Below are 18,289 nucleotides of genomic sequence, written 5' to 3'. Positions count from 1 at the left end.
ACTGCTTCCGCCCGGACGGCGGCCCGGCTCGCACCCGGCCGGCTGCCCTCTACGCCAGCTCGGACAGCCGGCCGGCGAGCAGCTCTTCGGAACGCTCCCACAGCCGACGAGCGAGATCGGCGTCCAGAGCCTGCGGGTTGCGCGGTGTGCTGGCCTCGCGCTTGTAGTAGTAGGAGCCCGACTGCCAGTCCGTCCCCGGGGTCCCCTCGGCGAGCCAGACGATCTGGTCGGCGCCCTGGTCCGGCGTGGTCAGCAGCAACCGCCCGAGGCCCGGGAGGTGGCCGAGACGCCGCACGACGCGCATGATCGGGCTGGTCGTGTCGGACGCGAAGTTCGTCGCGACGTTGCCGGGGTAGAAGGACGCCGCCGAGAGGCCGTTGGCCTGGTGGCGCCGGTGCAGCTCCGTGGTGAAGAGGATGTTCTCCAGCTTCGCCGCACCGTAGGCGTGCACCGGGTCGTAGTCGCGGTCGTGGTCGAGGTCGTCCAGGTGGATCTCCTTGGCGAACCGCACGGTGCTGGAGGTCTGCAGCACCGAGGCCCGCGACGCGACGAGCGTGTCCAGGAGCCGCCGCGTGAGCAGGAAGGGTGCGAGGTGGTTGACCTGGAACGTCTTCTCGAACCCGTCGACCGTCTTGGCCCGCGTACCGAACACCCCGCCGGCGTTGTTGGCGAGCACGTCGATCCGCGGGTAGGCGGTGCGGAGCTCGCCGGCCAGGCGTTCGACGTCGTCGAGGCGGGTGAAGTCCGCGACGTAGCTGTCGACGTCGAGCTCGCCGGCGACGGCGCGGGTCTTCTCGACCGACCGACCCACGACGACGACGGTGTGGCCGGCCGCGTGCAGCTGCCGCGCGGCCGCCGCCCCGATGCCGTCGCTCGCGCCGGTGATGACGATCACCTTGTTGTCACTCATGACTCTCCGATTTTCGAGGCACTGACTTCCTAACATGAGACACAGTACCACTTGTGGCAGGTAGTACCATCGACCCATGAGCCCGAACCAGGCCGTGCGCGGCGTACGAGCACGAGCGCGCCAGGCCATGCGCGCCGAGGTGGCTGCGGCAGTCCAGGACCTCGTCCTCGAGCGTGGCTACGACGAGACGACCATCGACGACATCTGTGCGACCGCCGAGATCTCGCGCAGCACGTTCTTTCGCTACTTCCCCTCGAAGGAGGACGCGCTCTTCGGCGAGACCGTCGACGCTGGTGACCACCTCAGGGACGCCCTCGTCGCCCGGCCACCGAGCGAGGAGCCATGGGTGGCCATGCGACGGGCCCTCGACGCACTGATCGAGGAGTACGAGGGACACGACGAACGCACCCGGCGGCTCACCCGTCTGATCGTGAGCACGCCCGCGCTGGCCGCTCGGCACCGGGAGAAGAACGGCCTGTGGCTGGAGCTGCTCCGGCCCGAGGTCGCACGTCGCATCGGCGCCGATCCGGCCGACGGCTCCGACCCGCGTGCGCACGCAGTGATCGCCGCGGCCCTCGGGTGCGTCGAGGCGGCGCTGACCGCGTGGACGGCCAGCGCTCAGCCGCAGCCGCTCTCGACGATCCTTGACCGCGCGATGGGAGCCCCCGCCGGTCTTACTGCAGCCTCCTGAAGTCGTCGATCCAGGCGTAGCCGGGCGTCGACCTGCCCTGGCCGCTCGGCTGCACGGTCAGGTCGGCGAACACGCTGTTCAGGAGCCACGGCGGCTTCGTGGCGCTCCAGCGCGTCGTCATCGACGGGATCTGGTTGAACCCGTAGGTCGCCACGGCGAGCCGCCCCGTGCTCCGGAACCGCTCCATCTCGTCGCGCAGCAGGTGCTTCTTGGCCTCGAACCATGGGCTCTGTGAGAGGAGGTCGTTCCACTTGTGCGAGGGGAAGGGCCGCTCGATCGCCTCGTCGATCACCTGCCACACCTGGGTATCCGGCGCGTAGCCGTAGCGCTGGGCGAACGCAGCCGGGACCCGGTCGGTCATGTGCTGCTGCCAGTACCAGACCAGGGAGAACTCGGTCACCAGGAAGGTCTGCTCCGGGCGGAGGCGAGGCAGCGTGTAGTCCAGGAAGTCCTGGATCCGCGCCTGGTCGGCGACGTGCGGATGGAGGTCGACCCCCTCGATCTCCGGCGTCTCGCGGACGAAGGCGAGGAACCGCTCCACGGCGGGCGTGCGGTTCCTCGGCAGGTCGAGGCGGTTCAGCGCCCCCATGTAGAGATGGGTGGCGCAGCCGGCGCCGCACAGCTCCGAGCGGCGGTCGATGACGTGCCGCGCGACGGTCTCGTAGAACTCGTTGAGCCGCTCGTCCCGCTCTGCCGGGATGCTCTCGATGAACGGCTCGTTGCCGATGGTGACGACGTCGACCGTGTCGAACACCAGCGGCAGCACGCGGTCCAGCCGGGCCAGCTCGGCAGCCATCTCCGTGCTGCCAGGACGGGGGAACGAGCTGTCGGCCAGGGGGAACTTCAGGCTGAGCACCGTCCGGAAGCCCGCGTCGTGGGCGGCGCGGACCGCGAGCAGGGTGTCGCTCTGCGCGGGCGGGACGGTATCGGCCTCCGGCAGGGTGTAGAAGCCCCGGACCCAGCTCGCACGTGCCGCGCGCAGCTCCCGCTCGTTCAGCCGGTCCAGGTTCTCGTTGAAGTTGGCACCGAGCACGCCCAGTGGGGGCAGCGGCTCGACCTCGACAGCGGACGCCTCGCCCGCCGCCGGCGCGGGGACACCGAGAGCCAGGGCGAGCGTCGCAAGAACACCGGCGACGGTACGTATCCGGGTGGTGAGGCTCGCCGCCGAACCGGTTGCACGCCGATCAGTGGTCGGCCTCCGTGTGCCTGCTTCTCGTGACCAGTCAGCCATCAGGTATCCACCCTTCCCGTGCCCGCGGCGTCGTTGCCGCGCGTCGAACGAGACGCTAGCCAGCAGGATTTCGACACTCAAGAACTGGCAGAAAGGTTGCGGTCAGCGCGCTTCGTCACGCCGCGCGATCAGTTCGGCGAGCGTCGGGCACGGACGACACGGACCGCCAGGACGGCCAGGCTCAGGACGGTTCCCCACATGAGGATCCCCTGGACCCAAGGACCGAGCACGGTCCCGGCCGTCAGCCCGTCGCGTAGCTCGACCTCCTCGACCATCAGCCCCGCCTCGTCGCTCGCGAGCGCCTGGACCGTGCTCCCGTCGGGCGCGAAGATCTGGCTGGTGCCCGTCGTCGAGACGTTGACGACGCTGCGCCCGGTCTCGATCGCACGCATGCGGGCGATGGCGACCTGCTGCAGGTTCTCGTCGGTGCCGCGGAAGTCGGCGTTGTTGGTCTGGAACATGAACACCTGCGCGCCGTCGTGCACGCCCTCCTGGATGACGTCGTCGAAGGCGACGTCGAAGCAGATCGCCAGCCCGACGCTCGTCTGGCCGAGGTCGAGCGCCGGAGAGTCCGTGCCGGGGGTGTACTCGCGCTGGAGGAGGCCGACGAGGCCGGGCACGATCGCGCCGTACACCTCCCGGTCGGGCACGTACTCCCCGAAGGGGACGGGGTGCCGCTTCGCATGCGTCGCCTCAGCGCCGTCCTCCGTCCACAGGAACGAGGTGTTGTAGAAGAGGTCTCCGACACCGGACGCGGCGTTGACGAGGACCGGTGCTCCGTAGGAGGCCGCCGCCGCGCTCAGGGCCCGCGCCGTACCCGGCTGCGCGGCAGGGTCGCTGTCGACGCCGCCCTCCGGCCACAGCACCACGTCCACCGGCTCGCTCGTCAGGGGCGCGGAGGCCGCCAGCTGTGACTCCAGCACCTCGTGCGCCTCGCGCTCGTCCGCGTAGGCGGCCGGGCCGTTGCCCTGGACCGCACCGACCCGGATCGTGCCGGCGTCGTCGGTCGGGAACTGGGGAACGATCAGCATCGCCACTGCCAGCGAACCCACGGGGATCGCCCCCACCAGGCCACCGGCGAACCGCGTGCGGGGCGTGCCGCCGGCGTCCGGCACCGCCCGCGCGCGAGCGGCCCACCGGGCGGCCTCGACCGCTCCCGCACACAGGACGACCATCAGGAAGCCGAGCCCGGACACGCCGAGCCAGGACGCGACCGGAGCGAGCGGGCTCTCCGACTGGCTCATCCCCAGCCGACCCCAGGGGAAGCCGCCATAGGGCCAGGAGCCCAGGACGAGCTCCCTGGCCGTCCACGCCCCTGCCACCAGCACCGGGAGCACCACCAGTCGCACCGTGCGGGTGTCGCGCCACCGCGGCAGCCACCGGTAGGCGAGCACGACGAGCGGCGAGAGCACCGCGAGGACGAGGGTCTCCGCGGTCGCCAGCGCCACCCACGGCACCCAGCCGAGGGGGTTGTCGCCGAGGAACCGTGCTGCCCACGACAGGTGGGGGAAGTAGAACGCCGCGCCGAACGCCGCACCGACGAGCACGCCGCCCCACACGGTCCGCCCGATGAGCGAGACCAGCGCGAGCGGGACGGCGACAAGAGCGAGCGGCCACCAGCCGAGCGCGGGGAACGAGGCATCGAGCGCCAGCCCTCCGGCCACTGCCAGGGCGAGCGCCGCCGGCAACGGCACGAGGGGCCGTTCGGTGCCCACCGTGTCCTCGGCGGCAGGGCCGGGCCGACGGCGCAGGAGCCCGACGGCGGCGGCGGGCCGAGCCGTCGGGCCAGCGGTCCGCCTCAACGGCTTGACCCGTCCGCGTTCGAGTCGTGTCCGAGCATTGCGGCTCCGTTGCTGGTGATGTGCGTGGCCGACCTGATCTTGCCGCCTTCCCTGGCATAAGGGAAAACGACCAGGCCTGCTCCGCCGCGTCGGACGAGCATCACCGGCGCGGGCCGCACAGCGGCGAGGCGACCGAGGTGTCGAGGCGCGTCGCGGGCGCGCGGAGTGTCGAGCGGGACGCGTCGGGGCTACGGTCTCACGAAGGGGCCCTACCGGAACGGCGCGGAGGAGGTCGCGAGATGCTGAGCGAGGTCGCTGACCGGGTGCACCGCATCGAGCACGCGTACGTCAACCTCTACCTCGTCACGGACGACGACGGCCGCGTGCTGGTGGTCGACACCGGCCTGCCCGGCACCTGGGGCCTGCTGGGCCAGGCTCTGCGTGACCTCGGGCACCGCCCCTCGGACATCGCAGCGGTCGTGCTGACGCACGCCCACTTCGACCACACCGGCTCGGCGTCAGCGCTCCAGTCGCGCCTGGGCGTGCCGATCTGGCTGCACGAGCAGGACTCCACGATCGCCGCTCACCCGTACCGCTACGCCCACGAGAACGTCCGGGCGACCTACCCGCTGCGGTACCCGGCGTCGTTGCGCATCCTCGTGGCGATGGTCGCCGCCGGTGCCCTGCGGGTGCGCGGTGTCCAGGGGCTCCGTCACGCGGAGCCCGGCGAGACGCTTCCCGTCCCCGGTGCTCCCCATGTGGTCTTCACACCGGGCCACACCTCCGGGCACTGTGCCCTGCACCTCGCGGACCGCGACGTCCTGCTCACCGGGGACGCGCTCGTCACGCTCGACCCGTACACCGGGAGGCGCGGCCCGCAGATCATCGCCGGCGCGGCAACGGCGGACAGCTCGCAGGCTCTCGTGTCGCTCGACCGCCTGATCCCGTACGACTCGGGCAGCACGGCAGTGCTGCCGGGCCACGGCGAGCCGTGGAACGGCGGTGTGGCCGCAGCCGTCGAACGGGCACGTGCGGTGGGCGCCCACTGAGCCGACGTCGTCGCCGCCGTGGCTCGTCCCGCGCAGCCGGCCTCAGGACCTGAGGCGCAGCAGGCCCCGCCGGTAGGCCGACGCGACGGCCGCGGCGCGGTCGCTCACCTCGAGCTTGGCGTAGACGCGGACGAGGTGGGTCTTCACCGTCGTCTCCGAGATGTGCAGCGTGCGGCCGATCTCCCGGTTGGCCGTCCCGTCGGCCACCAGACCCAGGATCTCGAGCTCCCGGGGGCTCAGCGACACGCCGTCGGCCTGGCCATCCGTTCGGTAGCGACGGACGAGCAGCTCGGCAACGGCCGGGGAGAGCACCGTCTCGCCACGGCTCGTCATCCGGACGGCGTGGAACAGCTCCTGCCTGCTCGCGTCCTTGAGCAGGATGCTGGTCGCCCCCGCCTCCAGTGCGGGCAGGAGATCGGCTTCCGTGCCGTACGTCGTGAGGACGAGGACGGCGACAGCGGGAACCCTCCGGCGCAGCGCCTCGATCAGCTCGACGCCGTCGCCGGTCCGCATCCGCAGGTCGGTGACGACCAGATCGGGTCGCAACCTCTCCACCAGGGCCAGCGCCTCGTGCCCGCCCCCGGCCTCGCCGGCCACCGTCAGGTCGTCCTGACTGGCGATCTGCCCGGCGAGGCCGTCACGGACGACCGGGTGGTCGTCGACCAGGACGACCCTGATCATCGTGGTGCTTCTGCCCGAGCAGGGACAGGGACCGCGACGGGGGCGGGCACCGTCGCCGTCACCGTTGTTCCTGCGCCGGGTGCTGACTCGATGCTGAGCTGCCCGTTCACCGCCGCCAGTCGTTCGCGGGCGGCCGTCAGCCCGTAGCCGCCGCCGGCGTCGCCTGGTCCGAGGGCTGCGACCTCGAAGCCGACGCCGTCGTCGAAGATGTCGATCATGACCAGGTCGCCCATGCCGGACACGGTGACGGTGGCCTGGGCCGCCCGGGCATGGCGTCCTATGTTGGCGAGCCCCTCCTGCGTGAACCTGAGCAGGGCGGTCTGCACCGCCTCGTCGGTCGGCTCGACGTCGCCCGTCACCTCCAGCCGGACCGGCAGGGCATGCTCCTGGGACCAGAGGTCGACGGTCTGCCGGATCGCGGCGATCAGGCCGTCACCCGACAACGGCCCGGGTCGCAGGGCCTGCACCGACCGCCTGGCCTCGGCCAGGCTGGTGCGCGCCAGCCGCAGTGCCGTGCGCACGCGCGGGCCGGCGGGGTGGTGCTCGGGGAGCAACGTGTCGGCGTTCTCCAGCTGGGAGCCGATCCCCGCGAGCCCCTGAGCGAGCGTGTCGTGGAAGTCCCGGGCGAGCCGGGCACGCTCGGCGGCCACGCCGGCTTCGTGGGCCGACCTGGTCAGCTGCGCCCGCAGCGCGTCCTTGTCGGCGTTCGCACGGCGAAGCGCCACCGTGAGCGCCATCAGCTCGGCATGAGCCTCTCGTCGCCGGACCCCCTCCGCCTCGATCCGGCGGATCGCCCAGCCGACGAACCCGGCCAGGACGGAGGCACCGACCGCCTGCGCGACGAGCGACCCGTCGACCACCGGCCAGGTGATGCTCAGCATCGCGCAGGGGCCGGTCACCGCGACGGCCAGATAGGCCCACCGCCCCGGGAGGGCCACGAAAGCCATCGGGAAGCAGCCCACCACGACCAGGGCGAACGGCCCCGCGCGCCCGCTGAGCACCAGCGCAAGGGTCAGCAGCCCCACGAAGTAGACCGCCATCGGCACCAGGCGACGCTCCGGCCAGTGCGGGTGCCGCGTGACGAACCAGTAGTGCCACCCGAGCAGGGCCAGCACCAGGGCGACGATCACCCACCGGTCCGAGGGACTCGTGTCCAGCGGGATCATCGAGGCCACGAAGGCGAGACCGATCAGGAGGTACGGCAGCAGGGCCCACGTCCGGTCCCACCGGCGTTCGAACGCCAGGAAGCCGGCCTCCGTGTCGGAGGCGGTCGCGGCCGGCGGCGAGGCTGCCCTCATGCGACCTACTTTCCCACGGGACGGGGGCGGCCCACAGGCTTCGCGACCATGAGCCGCCGCTGGAGCCGCTCGGCCGGACCGCGGATCCCGCGCCGGCTCAGCGCACTCGACCCGAGGACGGTGGCCGCCCACACGGCAAGGGCGAGCGCTGCGGCCGACGCCGATCCGAGGTGCGCGCCCAGGCCGCCGAACGGCAGCGTCAGGAGCAGGACGAACACGACGGACTGGCTGAGGTAGGCGCTCAGCGAGCGCCTGCCGGTGGCGGCGACCGCTTCGACGATGCGCGAGGAGCGGACCGACGGCCGGCCTGCGACGAGTCCGAACGCCGCCGCGAGCCCCAGGCCTCCGGCCACCCCTGTGGCCGCATGGAGCACGGCGAGGAGCACGGCGGCGGACGCCCCGGGTTGCGGAAGGTATCCGCCCACGACGAGCCCGCTCGGCACTCCCCCTGCGACGGCGAGCGCCAGACCGGTCCAGGCGACCCGGCGGAGCAGCCGCTGGTGCTCGACCGGCTGCTCGAGCACGCGGTGACGCGCTGCGACGACCCCGATCAGCGCGGTGCTGATCACGAGCAGCAGCCCGAACGGGGCCAACAGCCACTCCGCCGACCGCCAGGCGACCGCCGCGAGCGGGTCGGCGATCTCGAACGACCAGAAGAAGCCGCGCTCCGGACCCGAGGCCGTTCCGTAGACCACGCCGGTCACGACGGCGGCGGGCAGGAGCCACAGGCCGGCGGTCCAGAGCATCGCCCGGTCGGACAGCCGGAGGAGCGCGACGATCACCAGCCCGACGACGCCGTACCAGCCGAGGATGTCGCCGGGGAAGAGGAGGATGCCGTGCACGGCTCCGAACGCGATCAGGACCAGGCTCCGGCGACGAAGGAGCCGCTGCACCTCGTCGGGCGTCGCGCCCTGGCTCAGTCGCTGCCTGGACAGCTGGACCATGCCGTAGCCGAACAGGAAGGCGAACAGCGGATAGGCGCGCCCGTCGACCAGCGCGACCATGAGGGCGGACACGGCGTGGTCGATCGCCCCCTGTTCGACGATGTGCTGGCGGAATCCGTACGGGCGGCCGATCAGGTAGACCATCACGTTCGCCAAGGCGATCAGGGCGAGCATCAGCCCGCGTGCCAGGTCGGGGGCCAGCGCTCGTTCGGGACGAGGCAGCGTCGTGGGCGGTTGTGCGGTCGCGGAGCGGGGAGGTGAGGTCACCCGACCACGCTATGCAGGCACGACGCCGCGGAAGATCCTCCGATCGGACGCTTGGCGTGCTCGTTCGGACGACGGTGGCGTCCACCGATCGGACGACAGGGCGCGGCGTCCGCCCTGGGGCGACGACGGCGACGGTCCTGTCGCCTGAGGTTCTCCGTGCCGTGGGGAGGACGACAGCCCAGGTTCATGACCGGGCGGCACCGTGATGGCCGACCGGCCGGAGGGCCGGCTCGCGATCACGACAGGAGAACTCTGTGACATCGACTGCCAACCGATCGACCACTCGCTCGCTCCGGACGCTCGGCCTGACCGGAGGAGGGCTCGCGCTCGTCCTCGCCGGCGCACTGCTGCCGTCGGCCTCGGCCGCCCCTGCTACCAGCCAGGGCTCCGGTTCGTGGGCCGAGTCGGCCTACCGTGGCGCCGTCGACGTGGTCCCCGGACCTGACGAGGACCAGCAGACCGTCGACGGTGTCGTCTTCGACGACCGCGACAAGGACTCCGTGCAGGACCGCAACGAGCGGGGCCTGCGGGGCGTCACCGTCACGAACGGCCGGGACGTGACGACGACGGACCGCCAGGGCCGCTACGAGCTCCCCGCCTTCGACAACATGACGGTCTCCGTGACCCAGCCGCGCGGGTACCAGGTGCCGGTCGACGACGACAACGTCGCCCAGTTCTTCTACCACCACCTGCCGGAGGGCTCGCCCGAGCTGCGCTACGGCGGCATCGAGCCGACCGGCCAGCTCCCCGACGCGGTGAACTTCCCGCTCGCGAAGAGCACCCTCACCGGGTCGGCCGCGCAGCACTGCCTCATCGGCGGCGACATCCAGACGTACGACCAGGACGAGGTCGAGTACGCCCGCAACGGCGCGTTCGCGGACCTCGCCGCACGGACCGACTACACCGGCTGCGGCGCCCTCTTCATCGGCGACGTCGTGGGCGACGACCTGTCGCTGTACCCGCAGACGCGTGAGCTCGTCGGCACGCTCAACGGCCCGGCGCGTTTCCTGCCCGGCAACCACGACCTCGACTTCGACGCCACGAGCAGCGAGCACACGTTCGACACGTTCCGGGCCAAGCTCGGCCCGGAGTACTACTCCTACGACGCCGGCAAGGCGCACGTCGTCGCGCTCAACACGGTCGAGTACAAGTCGGGGACCTCGTACACCGGCTCCCTCGACGAGCGCCAGCTCGAGTGGCTGCGCAACGACCTCGCGCAGGTGCCGATGGACCGGCTGATCGTCATCGCGGCGCACATCCCGCTCCTCGACTACGCCGACGAGGGCAGCAGCAGGCACCAGGTCGCTCAGGTCAAGGAGATCTACGAGCTGCTGGAGGGCCGCGAGGCGGTCGCGCTGGGCGGTCACACGCACAGCATCGAGAACCTGCGCGCGGGCGACAGCCTGCAGGGCTGGTCGGACGTCATGGGCATCGACGAGCTGCCGTTCACCCACATCACGGCCGGCGCGATCTCCGGCGACTGGTACTCGGGCACGGTGCTGCCCGCCGGCTACCCGGCCGCGCTGCAGCGTGACGGTGGCCAGCCCGGTGTCCTGACCCTCGACATCACCGGCACCAAGGTCAAGGAGCGCTTCACCGTCCGCGGTGCGGACGACTCGCACCAGATGGCCCTCGGCGCGAACACGCCCCGCTACCGCGAGTGGTTCGCGGCGAACCGGTCCGACGTCGGATCGGCGCCGGAGTTCACCGACCCGCTCGTGGTGTCGCAGGCCGACCTGGTGGACACCACCTGGCTCACCACCAACTTCTGGATGGGCAGCACGGGCTCGACCGTCACCGCGACGCTCGACGGCGGCGAGGCCGTCGAGGCCGTCCGCACCCAGCCGATGCAGGGTGAGGCACCGAAGGTCGGCGCTCAGTGGTCCGACCCGGTCGCCGTGCAGCAGCAGCTGGTGCACGGCGGCAGCGTCGCCGAGCGCTCCATGCACCTGTGGCGCCTCGAGCTGCCCGCCGACCTCGCCGTCGGCTCGCACACGGCCGAGGTGACCGCCACCGACGTGCACGGGCGTGAGTTCACGGAGACCCTGACCTTCGAGGTCACCGGCTGACACACCGCTGAACGACGTCGGCACGGGCCGGCGGCACCACGACGGGAGACCCCTGCCGTGGTGCCGTCGGCCTGTTGCGTGCCAGGGAGTGCCACACCCAGGTGCGGCACGGCCTTCTCCGGTGGGCACCGTCCGGCGAGGGTGGTGGCCATGACAACCCGACCGACCGATGGGCCGTTCGTCCTCAGCGGCGCGCACGTGATGGAGACACCCCGGACCCTGGTCTCGCGCGACCTGCACGTCTCGGGCGACGTCTTCGTGCCCGGCCCTCCGGAGCGCGGGGTCGCAGTGCTCGCCGCCAGGGGCGCCTACGCCGTCCCGCTCATGGTGGACAGCGCTGTGGCGCAACGACCCGAGTCGCAGCATGGGGCGTACGACCTCGTGCCGGGCAACTCCGCCACCTTTGCGCTGATACGCCACCCGGTCAGCGAGTCGCAGGTCCGCACCATGCTCGTCGTCGACCCGGACGACCTTGCCGCGGTGTACGTGTCCGGTCGGCTGGAGGTACGTGACGGAGAAGCGACCCGGCCGGTGGGAGCGGACCTGGCCGACCCCGCCGTGCGGGACGACTGGGTCGGGACGTGGGAGGACCCGGGTCGCGGGCTGCAGCAGCACCTGGGAGCCGACGGACGCTACGCCGAGACCCGGGGCGGTCGCGCGAACGCCTACACGGGCCGGTACTGGGTCCGTGACGGCCGGATCACCTACCTGGACGACTCAGGGTTCTGGGCGTTCGGCGAGCTGCTGGACGGGACCCTGCACCATGCGGGGTTCGTGATGAGCAGGCAGCGATGACCCGCTGAGCTCGTCGAGCGTACTGTCGAACCGACGTGCCGCGCTCAGCCCGGTGCGTGGCCCGTCGCCCGAGAGTCTGCACCGCTGCCCTGGACGAGCTTCATCGACACGAGCTCCGAGAAGCCGGCGCGACGGGCGAAGCGCGCCTTCCGACGCTTGTACACCGTGAAGCCGAGCTTCGTGTAGAGGCCGAGGGCTGGCACGTTGGTGTCCTTGATGTCCTCGAGCACGTACTCGCGATACGCGGGCAGCGCCAGCAGGTGACGCAGCAGCGCGGTCGCGACGCCGCGGCCCTGGTAGGCCGGCTCCGTGGCGACGAACCCGATCTCGGCGAGCCCCGGCCGCGCGGTGTCGGAGGCGCCCATGAACCAGGTCCGGACCACCACGTAGCCGAGCAGTCCGCGCACCGGTCCGAGGTGACGCAGGATCTCCCGCCGGCGTGGCGCGAACAGCACCTGGTCGCCCTCGGTCAGCGAGGCGAGGCCCGCGGGCTCTCCGTCGACGAGCACGACGTAGAAGCGGTCGAGCAGCAGCATGTGCTCGAACGCGTCGGCCAGCTTGCCGGTGTCGCGCGAGAACGCAACGAAGTCCTCCGCGAAGCTGCGCACGTATACCTCGGTGATACGGCGCCGGTATCGCTCGCCGAGCACGTCTCCCCGCTCGACCACGAACTTCGTCTCGGCCATTCGGTCCACTCCGCTCGTCGCGCATCGATGCGGACCCGACCCTATGCGCCGCACACGCCCGACACGATCCATGTGCCGGACCGGTCCCGGCCGGACCGGTGGTGAACCACTCCCCTGGCAGGCCAGTCCCGCCGGCTGGACCGCGCTCGCCGTGCGGCGCCGGTCCATCGACGGGACTGGTCCGGGCCTGTCGCTCAGTCGGCCCGGCGCAGCGCGCGCCGGCGCGCCGCGAGCAGGAGTACTCCGCCGAGGGTCAGCAGAAGCGCTCCGCCGACGAGGAGCGGAAGGTCTGCCGAGCCCGTGGCGGCGAGCATGCCCCCCGGGGTCGGTGACCCCTGGTGCTTCGGACCGGTCGACCGGTCCTGCGGTGCGGTTGGCTCCGGGCTGTCACCGCCCGGCTCGTCCGTACCGGGCTCGTCCGTACCCGGCTCCTCTCCACCCGGCTCCTCTCCACCCGGCTCCTCTCCACCCGGCTCCTCTCCACCCGGCTCCTCTCCACCCGGCTCCTCGTCGGCCTCGGTCACCGTCAGCGCGATCGCCGGGGAGGGCCCGTAGCCGACCTCGCCGCTCGGCGTCATCGCGGTCGCGCGGTACTCGGCACCATGGTCGTCGCGGGCCGCGTCGAAGGTGAGGATCCGGCCGGCCTCGCCCGCCACCACCGAGAACTCGTCGGCCGATGCTGCCTTGCGTTCCCACCGGTACGCCGTGAGCACCGTCCCGGGCGTGACCTCGGCGGACAGCGTGGCGGCCTCGCCCTCCTGGTAGGTCGCCGCACCCAGCACGGCGACCTGCTGTCGGGGAGGGGCGCCGTGGTCGTCCACGTGGACGGTCCGGGTCTCGGAGACCGCAGGCGCCGTCTCCGGGTCGGCGTACGTCAGGACGGCGCGGATCTCCACGCCGTCGAGCGCCTGCTCGACGGCCGCCGCGAAGACGTTGTCCTCGACACCGGTCATCACCTTCCAGTCCTCGGCGCCGGGCCACTTCCACTGCCACTCCAGCACGTCACCGTCCAGCGGTGCCGGGTCGACCGTCAACGCGAGGCGGAGCGAGTCACCCTGGTGGTAGTGGCCGGACAGGGTCCCGAACTCGAGGATCTGGGACGTCAGGTCGTCGGTCACGTTGACCGGGAAGCTGGGCGACTGCTGGGCGAGCTGCCCGTTGTTGTACACGTCCAGCCGTAGCGCTCCGCCGTCGTGCTCCGCCAGGGAGAGGTCCGGGCCGGTCAGCGCGCCCGAGGCCTGCTGCTCGCCGCCCCAGACCTCGCTCACGTCTCCCTTCGTGAAGGTCCACGTGTAGGTGAGCTCGTCGCCGTCGCGCACCGGGTAGACGCTCGCGTCTACCGCGACGGCACCACCCTCGCGGTAGAGGTTGCGGTGCCCGGTGACGTTCACCTCGCGGTGCCCGGTGGTGATCGCCTGGAAGTCCGAGCGGGCGATCGTCACGCCGTCCTTGACGACGCTCGCCGTCAGGGGGCCCTGGTACGGCCGAGTCTCCGGCGCGTTGACCTTGGACCTCAGGCGCACCGTGGTCCGGGTGTCGTCGGCGTAGGTGGCCTCCCACTCGTAGTCGGGGATGAGGGCGCCGAAGTACCCGCCGTAGGGCACGAAGCCCCACGCGATCGACTCGCCATCGCCCAGCTCGCGCCCGCTGACCGTGAACTCGATGACGTCCCCCGGCAGCAAGGGGTCGTGGAAGCCCTCGGTCGCCGTGATGACGGGCTCGGCACCCTGCCCGACGACGGTGATGGGCACCCACGGGCTCTCCGCCAGCGTCGTACGGGTGGCCGAGTCGTAGACGGTCACGCTGAGCTCGGTATCGTCCTCCAGCGCGTCGAGCTCCTGGGAGTACGTGGGGCTGGTGCCGGACTGCGGGACGACGGTGGAGGCATAGCCCTGGGTGCGCAGGAGCCAGCGGAAGACCTGGCCCTCCTTCAGCGTCGCTCCGACGGCGGTGGCGGTCAGCGTGTCGCCCGGCGCGTAGGAGTCGGCCACCCCGACCACACCGAACTCCCTGCCCGAACCGTCGACGACGGCGACCGTGACCGGGTCTGAGGTCGATCCGGTCGTGAAGTTGGCGACCGACGGCACGAACACCGCGCTGATCGAGCGGGTGCCGACCCCCAGGCCGGAGACCTCCAGCTCCGCCGCACCGGTGTCGGACACCTCGGAGTGGCCCAGCACCGCCGAGCCGTCACGGAACTCGACATGGCCCTCGACGCCCGCAGGGGCCACCGCAGCGGAGAAGGTCACGGGACTGCCCTCGACGATCTCGGTCGCCGAGGCCTCCAGCGTCGTCGTGGTCTCCACGGTCCGTGGCAGGCCACCGACCACGAACGTGTACACGGCGGTGTCCGTGACCGGCTCGCCGCCGATCGTGGCCGCCCCCTCGACGGTCAGCCGGTACGTCCCCGGCTCGGTAAACCCCCAGTTCGCGTGCATGTGGGTGCGGCCGATGGCGAAGGTGTCGACCCCCTCGTCCGACGACCACATCCGCGTCAGGGCGGGTCCCGAGCCGCGCCATACCTCGACGTCCCCGCCCTGTGGCCCGTCGACGGAGACCAGCCGGAGCTCCGTCGCGTTCCCGTCGACGGCGCCGGCCGGCACCGCCTCGGTGGAGAACCCAGGCCACAGCTGGGTGTACCCGTCGCCGCCCGCCGGGTTCGACTCGGGGGCGATCCAGACCGCCGTGCCTGCCGGCGCCACGAACTCGTAGCCGGCCGGCACGCTCTGCCGCGACGCGTCGTCGACGTGGAACAGCGTCTCCGCGGGATCCAGGCGCGTGCCGTTGCCCTCCGGCAGGTCGGCTCTCGTGCCCAGCGTGAACGTCCCCTCGTCCAGGAAGGTCGACACCGCGTCGGTATGCACCTTCTCCAGCACCCGGTACTCGACCGGGTCAGGCGCCGCGCCGTCGTCGGCGCTCGCAGGGCCGGCCGTGCCGAGGGCCGCTGCGGCGAGGAGGGCCGAGGCGGCCAGCGCCCCTACCGGTCGTCGGGCCGACGGTCGAGCTGCACGTTCGTTCGGACGCATCGCTCTCACGATGAACCTCTCATTCCATGCGTGGGGACGCGGGCGGCTGGTGCCACCCGCGGGGAATCGGGAACGACGCTCAGGACGGGCCCGTCCGGGCTACCCGCCCCGTCCGGCGCTCACGTCGTCCTACGGCGCTGGTCAGCACCCCGTGCCGGGGCGCGAGCAGCCAGGCCAGGAGGAACACGGCGGTGGCGACGAGCACGATGGTTCCGCCGACCGGGAGGTCCAGGCTCCACGACAGGTACAGGCCGACGAGCGCCGATCCCCCGCCGATGGTCGGGCCGAGCAGCATCATCGGGCCGAGCCGGTCGGTCAGCAGCCGGGCAGCGGCGGCCGGGGTGACCAGGAGCGCCAGGACCAGCACGTTGCCGATGGTCTGCACGGAGATGACGATCGCCGACGCGACCACCACGTAGAGCAGCAGGTCGAGCCGCAGGACGGGGAGCCCGAGAGCCCGCGCGGTCTCCCGGTCGAGGCTGACGGCGACCAGCTCCTTGTGGAACGCGAACAGCACGGTCATCAGGACCAGCCCGACCACGACGGCGGTCAGCACGTCCTCGTCGGGGATGCCGACGATGGACCCGAACAGGAAGTCCTGCAACGAACCGGCGTACCCGGGGGCGGCCGAGATGATCACGATCCCGAGCGCGAACGCGGCGACGAAGAAGACACCGATCACGGAGTCCTCGCGCAGCCGGCGGTTCTGCGCGAACAACGCGACCAGCAGCGCAGTGGTGATCCCCGCGATGGCCCCGCCGAGCACCAGGGAGCCCTGCAGCACGAACGCCACCGCGAGCCCTGGAAACACGGCGTGGGCGACGGCGTCGCCGATGAAGGCCATGCCGCGCAGCACCACGTGGGTGCCGACCACGCCGCACACCACGCTGGAGAGCACGGCCATGAGCAGTGCCTTGGGCAGGAAGGCGAGGTCGGGGTTGAGCAGGTCGTGGACGAAGTCGACGGGCGAGATCATGCGCGACCACCCCCGTCCTGCGCCTCGGCCGGCCGGCCCTTGGCGACCTGGGCGATCGCCGCGAGCAGCGGGGACCCCGCCGAGACGCCGAACGCCGCCATCCACGGTTCGGGCCCTGCGAGCTCCTCGGGCGTGCCGGACGCGACGACGGTCCGGTTCAGCAGGCACAGGCGGTCGCACGCGTGGACGGCGCCCACCAGGTCGTGGTTCGTCATGACCACGGCTCGCTCCTCGTCCGCGAGCTCGCGGAACAGCTCGGTCAGGTGCTCCTGCGTCGGTACGTCGAGGCCCGTGAACGGCTCGTCCAGCAGGAGGATCCGTGGGTCGAGAGCCAGGGCGCGGGCCACCAGGACCCGCTGCCGCTGGCCGCCCGACAGCTCACCGACGGGTCGTCGCCGCAGGTGCGTCATCTCCACGCGGTCCAGCGCCCGGCGTACCGCTCGGTAGTCCTCCGTCCGCGCTCCGCGCAGCCAGCCGATCCGCGCGACCCGACCGGTCAGCACTGCCTCCTCCACGGTGACCGGGAAGTCCCAGGCGAACTCGTGGCGCTGCGGCACGTAGCCGATCGACCGCGCCGCGCCCGCCCACCCCGTGCGGGCGCGGCCCGAGCGCGCCTCGCGCCCCTCGACGCTGATCCGGCCGGACGAGGGCACCAGGCCCAGCACGGCTCGCAGCAGCGTCGTCTTGCCCGCTCCGTTCGGGCCGACCAGGCCGAGCAGCTCCCCCGCTGCGACCTCGAGCCGGACGTCGTCCAGCACCGGCCGCCCGCCGAGCACGACGGCGAGGTCGCGCACCTCCAGCACCGCGGCCGGCGCGGGGCGCGCCGACGTGGTGGTGCCGTCCGCGACGGTCGCCGTCACGACTCGTCCCCTGCGTCGAGCTCGGCAGCGGCCCGTGCCCGGCGCGCGCCGAGGACGCGGCCGACCACCACCAGGAGCAGCATCAGAACTGCCAGCGCCGCTCCCCCGATCAGCAGGGCAGAACCACCGCCGTCCGACGCCGGCTCGCCCGCCCCGGGCGCGCCCGTCACCGCGGCGTCCGGGTCCGCGGCCGGCGAGGCGCTGTCCTCGGCCGTGTCGGACGCGGTGTCGGACGCGGTGTCGGACGCCGTGTCGGACGCGGTGTCTCCCCCCGCCGCCGCGAGCGCCTCGGCCGGGTCGGTGTCCTGGCCGACGGCGAACACGAGGGTGCTCTCGTCCTCGGCCACGGTCCCGTCGGTCAGGTCGGCGAGCGTGGTCACGTCCAGGCGGTAGATGCCCGGTTCCGTGAACACCCAGTTGGCGTGGACGTGGGTGTTCACCTCCATCCACAGCTCCTGCGGCAGGGGTTCACCCGAGTCCCACAGCACGTTGGGCGGCCCGGTCACGCCCTCCTGCAGGAACACGAGGAGCTTTCCGGGGCCCTCCAGGCCGTCGAGCCGGAGCGTCGCTCCCTGCTCGATCGAGTCGACGACGCGGGGGTCCTGGGTGTTCCAGCCGAGCCACACGACGTCGGGCGCCTGCGTCTGCGGTACGACGTGCAGCGGCGTGCCCGGCTCGACGCCCAGGAACTCGTAGTCCGGCCCGTCCGGTGCGGGCAGGACCGCCGTGTCACCGAGGTGCAGGACGGTCCGCGCCGGGTCGCGCCAGACGGACGGGACCTCGCGGTCGTCGCGCGCGAGCATCGTCCACCGGTCGTCGAGGAACCGTGGGCCCACGTCGACGTGACCGTCGGTCACGACCGCGTCCTCGGTCACCACCTCCTCGCCGGCGTCGACGGTCTGCTCGAGCCCCGGGTCGTCCGGGGCGTCGGCCACAGCGGCCGGTGCCGCGCCGGCGACCAGTGCGGTGGCCAGGAGAACCGCGCAGGTGGCCGCTCTGCGGCCGCGCGTGGTGGGGGGCGTCAT

At 72.2% G+C, this 18,289-nt stretch carries 15 protein-coding genes; 4 read left to right on the top strand and 11 right to left on the bottom strand.

What is annotated here, in order from left to right:
• Positions 1–49: 49 nt before the first annotated feature.
• Positions 50–910, bottom strand: a complete 861-nt coding sequence (locus ACFS27_RS15540) for an SDR family NAD(P)-dependent oxidoreductase (RefSeq protein WP_377184566.1) — start codon at positions 908–910, stop codon at positions 50–52.
• 76 nt (positions 911–986) lie between these two features.
• Here ACFS27_RS15540 and ACFS27_RS15535 point away from each other — a divergent pair, with 76 nt between their 5' ends.
• Complete coding sequence (locus ACFS27_RS15535) at positions 987–1,601, top strand: acyl-CoA-like ligand-binding transcription factor (RefSeq protein WP_377184564.1); 615 nt, start codon at positions 987–989, stop codon at positions 1,599–1,601.
• Here the strand turns inward: ACFS27_RS15535 and ACFS27_RS15530 are convergent.
• Positions 1,585–2,832 (bottom strand): hypothetical protein, encoded by a 1,248-nt coding sequence (locus ACFS27_RS15530; RefSeq protein ID WP_377184562.1) that lies wholly within the window; start codon positions 2,830–2,832, stop codon positions 1,585–1,587. The genes ACFS27_RS15535 and ACFS27_RS15530 overlap by 17 nt on opposite strands.
• 128 nt (positions 2,833–2,960) lie before the next feature.
• Positions 2,961–4,634 (bottom strand): apolipoprotein N-acyltransferase, encoded by a 1,674-nt coding sequence (lnt, locus tag ACFS27_RS15525; RefSeq protein WP_377184560.1) that lies wholly within the window; start codon positions 4,632–4,634, stop codon positions 2,961–2,963.
• Positions 4,635–4,912: 278 nt separating this feature from the next.
• On the opposite strand from lnt, the gene ACFS27_RS15520 reads away from it, so the two are divergent.
• On the top strand, positions 4,913–5,662 hold the full coding sequence (locus ACFS27_RS15520; RefSeq protein WP_377184558.1) for an MBL fold metallo-hydrolase: 750 nt from the start codon (positions 4,913–4,915) through the stop codon (positions 5,660–5,662).
• 42 nt (positions 5,663–5,704) lie between these two features.
• On the opposite strand, the gene ACFS27_RS15515 is transcribed toward ACFS27_RS15520, so the two are convergent.
• Genes ACFS27_RS15515 through ACFS27_RS15505 form a run of 3 tightly spaced genes read right to left on the bottom strand, consistent with a single transcriptional unit; the run spans position 5,705 to position 8,852 of the window.
• Entirely contained in the window at positions 5,705–6,343 is a 639-nt protein-coding gene (locus ACFS27_RS15515) for a response regulator (protein WP_377184556.1), read from the bottom strand.
• On the bottom strand, positions 6,340–7,641 hold the full coding sequence (locus tag ACFS27_RS15510) for a sensor histidine kinase (RefSeq protein WP_377184554.1): 1,302 nt from the start codon (positions 7,639–7,641) through the stop codon (positions 6,340–6,342). Before ACFS27_RS15510 ends, ACFS27_RS15515 begins: the two co-directional genes overlap by 4 nt.
• Before the next feature lie 5 nt (positions 7,642–7,646).
• Positions 7,647–8,852: a DUF418 domain-containing protein gene (locus ACFS27_RS15505; RefSeq protein WP_377184552.1), complete on the bottom strand. Its 1,206-nt coding sequence runs from the start codon at positions 8,850–8,852 to the stop codon at positions 7,647–7,649.
• Positions 8,853–9,106: 254 nt separating this feature from the next.
• Here ACFS27_RS15505 and ACFS27_RS15500 point away from each other — a divergent pair, with 254 nt between their 5' ends.
• Together ACFS27_RS15500 and ACFS27_RS15495 are read left to right on the top strand one after the other, a co-directional pair.
• Positions 9,107–10,921, top strand: a complete 1,815-nt coding sequence (locus tag ACFS27_RS15500) for a calcineurin-like phosphoesterase C-terminal domain-containing protein (RefSeq protein ID WP_377184550.1) — start codon at positions 9,107–9,109, stop codon at positions 10,919–10,921.
• Positions 10,922–11,071: 150 nt separating this feature from the next.
• Complete coding sequence (locus ACFS27_RS15495) at positions 11,072–11,716, top strand: Atu4866 domain-containing protein (protein WP_377184548.1); 645 nt, start codon at positions 11,072–11,074, stop codon at positions 11,714–11,716.
• 44 nt (positions 11,717–11,760) lie between these two features.
• Here ACFS27_RS15495 and ACFS27_RS15490 read toward each other — a convergent pair whose 3' ends face one another.
• The 5 genes from ACFS27_RS15490 to ACFS27_RS15470 form a co-directional block, all read right to left on the bottom strand.
• On the bottom strand, positions 11,761–12,402 hold the full coding sequence (locus tag ACFS27_RS15490) for a GNAT family N-acetyltransferase (protein ID WP_377184546.1): 642 nt from the start codon (positions 12,400–12,402) through the stop codon (positions 11,761–11,763).
• Between the two features lie 194 nt (positions 12,403–12,596).
• Entirely contained in the window at positions 12,597–15,428 is a 2,832-nt protein-coding gene (locus ACFS27_RS15485) for a choice-of-anchor M domain-containing protein (protein ID WP_377184544.1), read from the bottom strand.
• 79 nt (positions 15,429–15,507) lie between these two features.
• Positions 15,508–16,404, bottom strand: a complete 897-nt coding sequence (locus ACFS27_RS15480) for an anchored repeat-type ABC transporter permease subunit (RefSeq protein ID WP_377184542.1) — start codon at positions 16,402–16,404, stop codon at positions 15,508–15,510.
• A complete protein-coding gene (locus ACFS27_RS15475; RefSeq protein WP_377184540.1) occupies positions 16,401–17,264 on the bottom strand; it encodes an anchored repeat-type ABC transporter ATP-binding subunit in 864 nt (287 codons plus the stop codon). The genes ACFS27_RS15480 and ACFS27_RS15475 overlap by 4 nt, the downstream gene beginning before the upstream one ends.
• Entirely contained in the window at positions 17,261–18,289 is a 1,029-nt protein-coding gene (locus tag ACFS27_RS15470) for a choice-of-anchor M domain-containing protein (protein ID WP_377184538.1), read from the bottom strand. Before ACFS27_RS15470 ends, ACFS27_RS15475 begins: the two co-directional genes overlap by 4 nt.

This window comes from Promicromonospora vindobonensis, assembly GCF_042685865.1.
GTDB classification, from domain to species: Bacteria; Actinomycetota; Actinomycetes; order Actinomycetales; family Cellulomonadaceae; genus Promicromonospora; species Promicromonospora vindobonensis.
The sequence above is the reverse complement of the archived record's forward strand: the minus strand, read 5'-3'. Positions and strand labels throughout refer to the sequence as shown.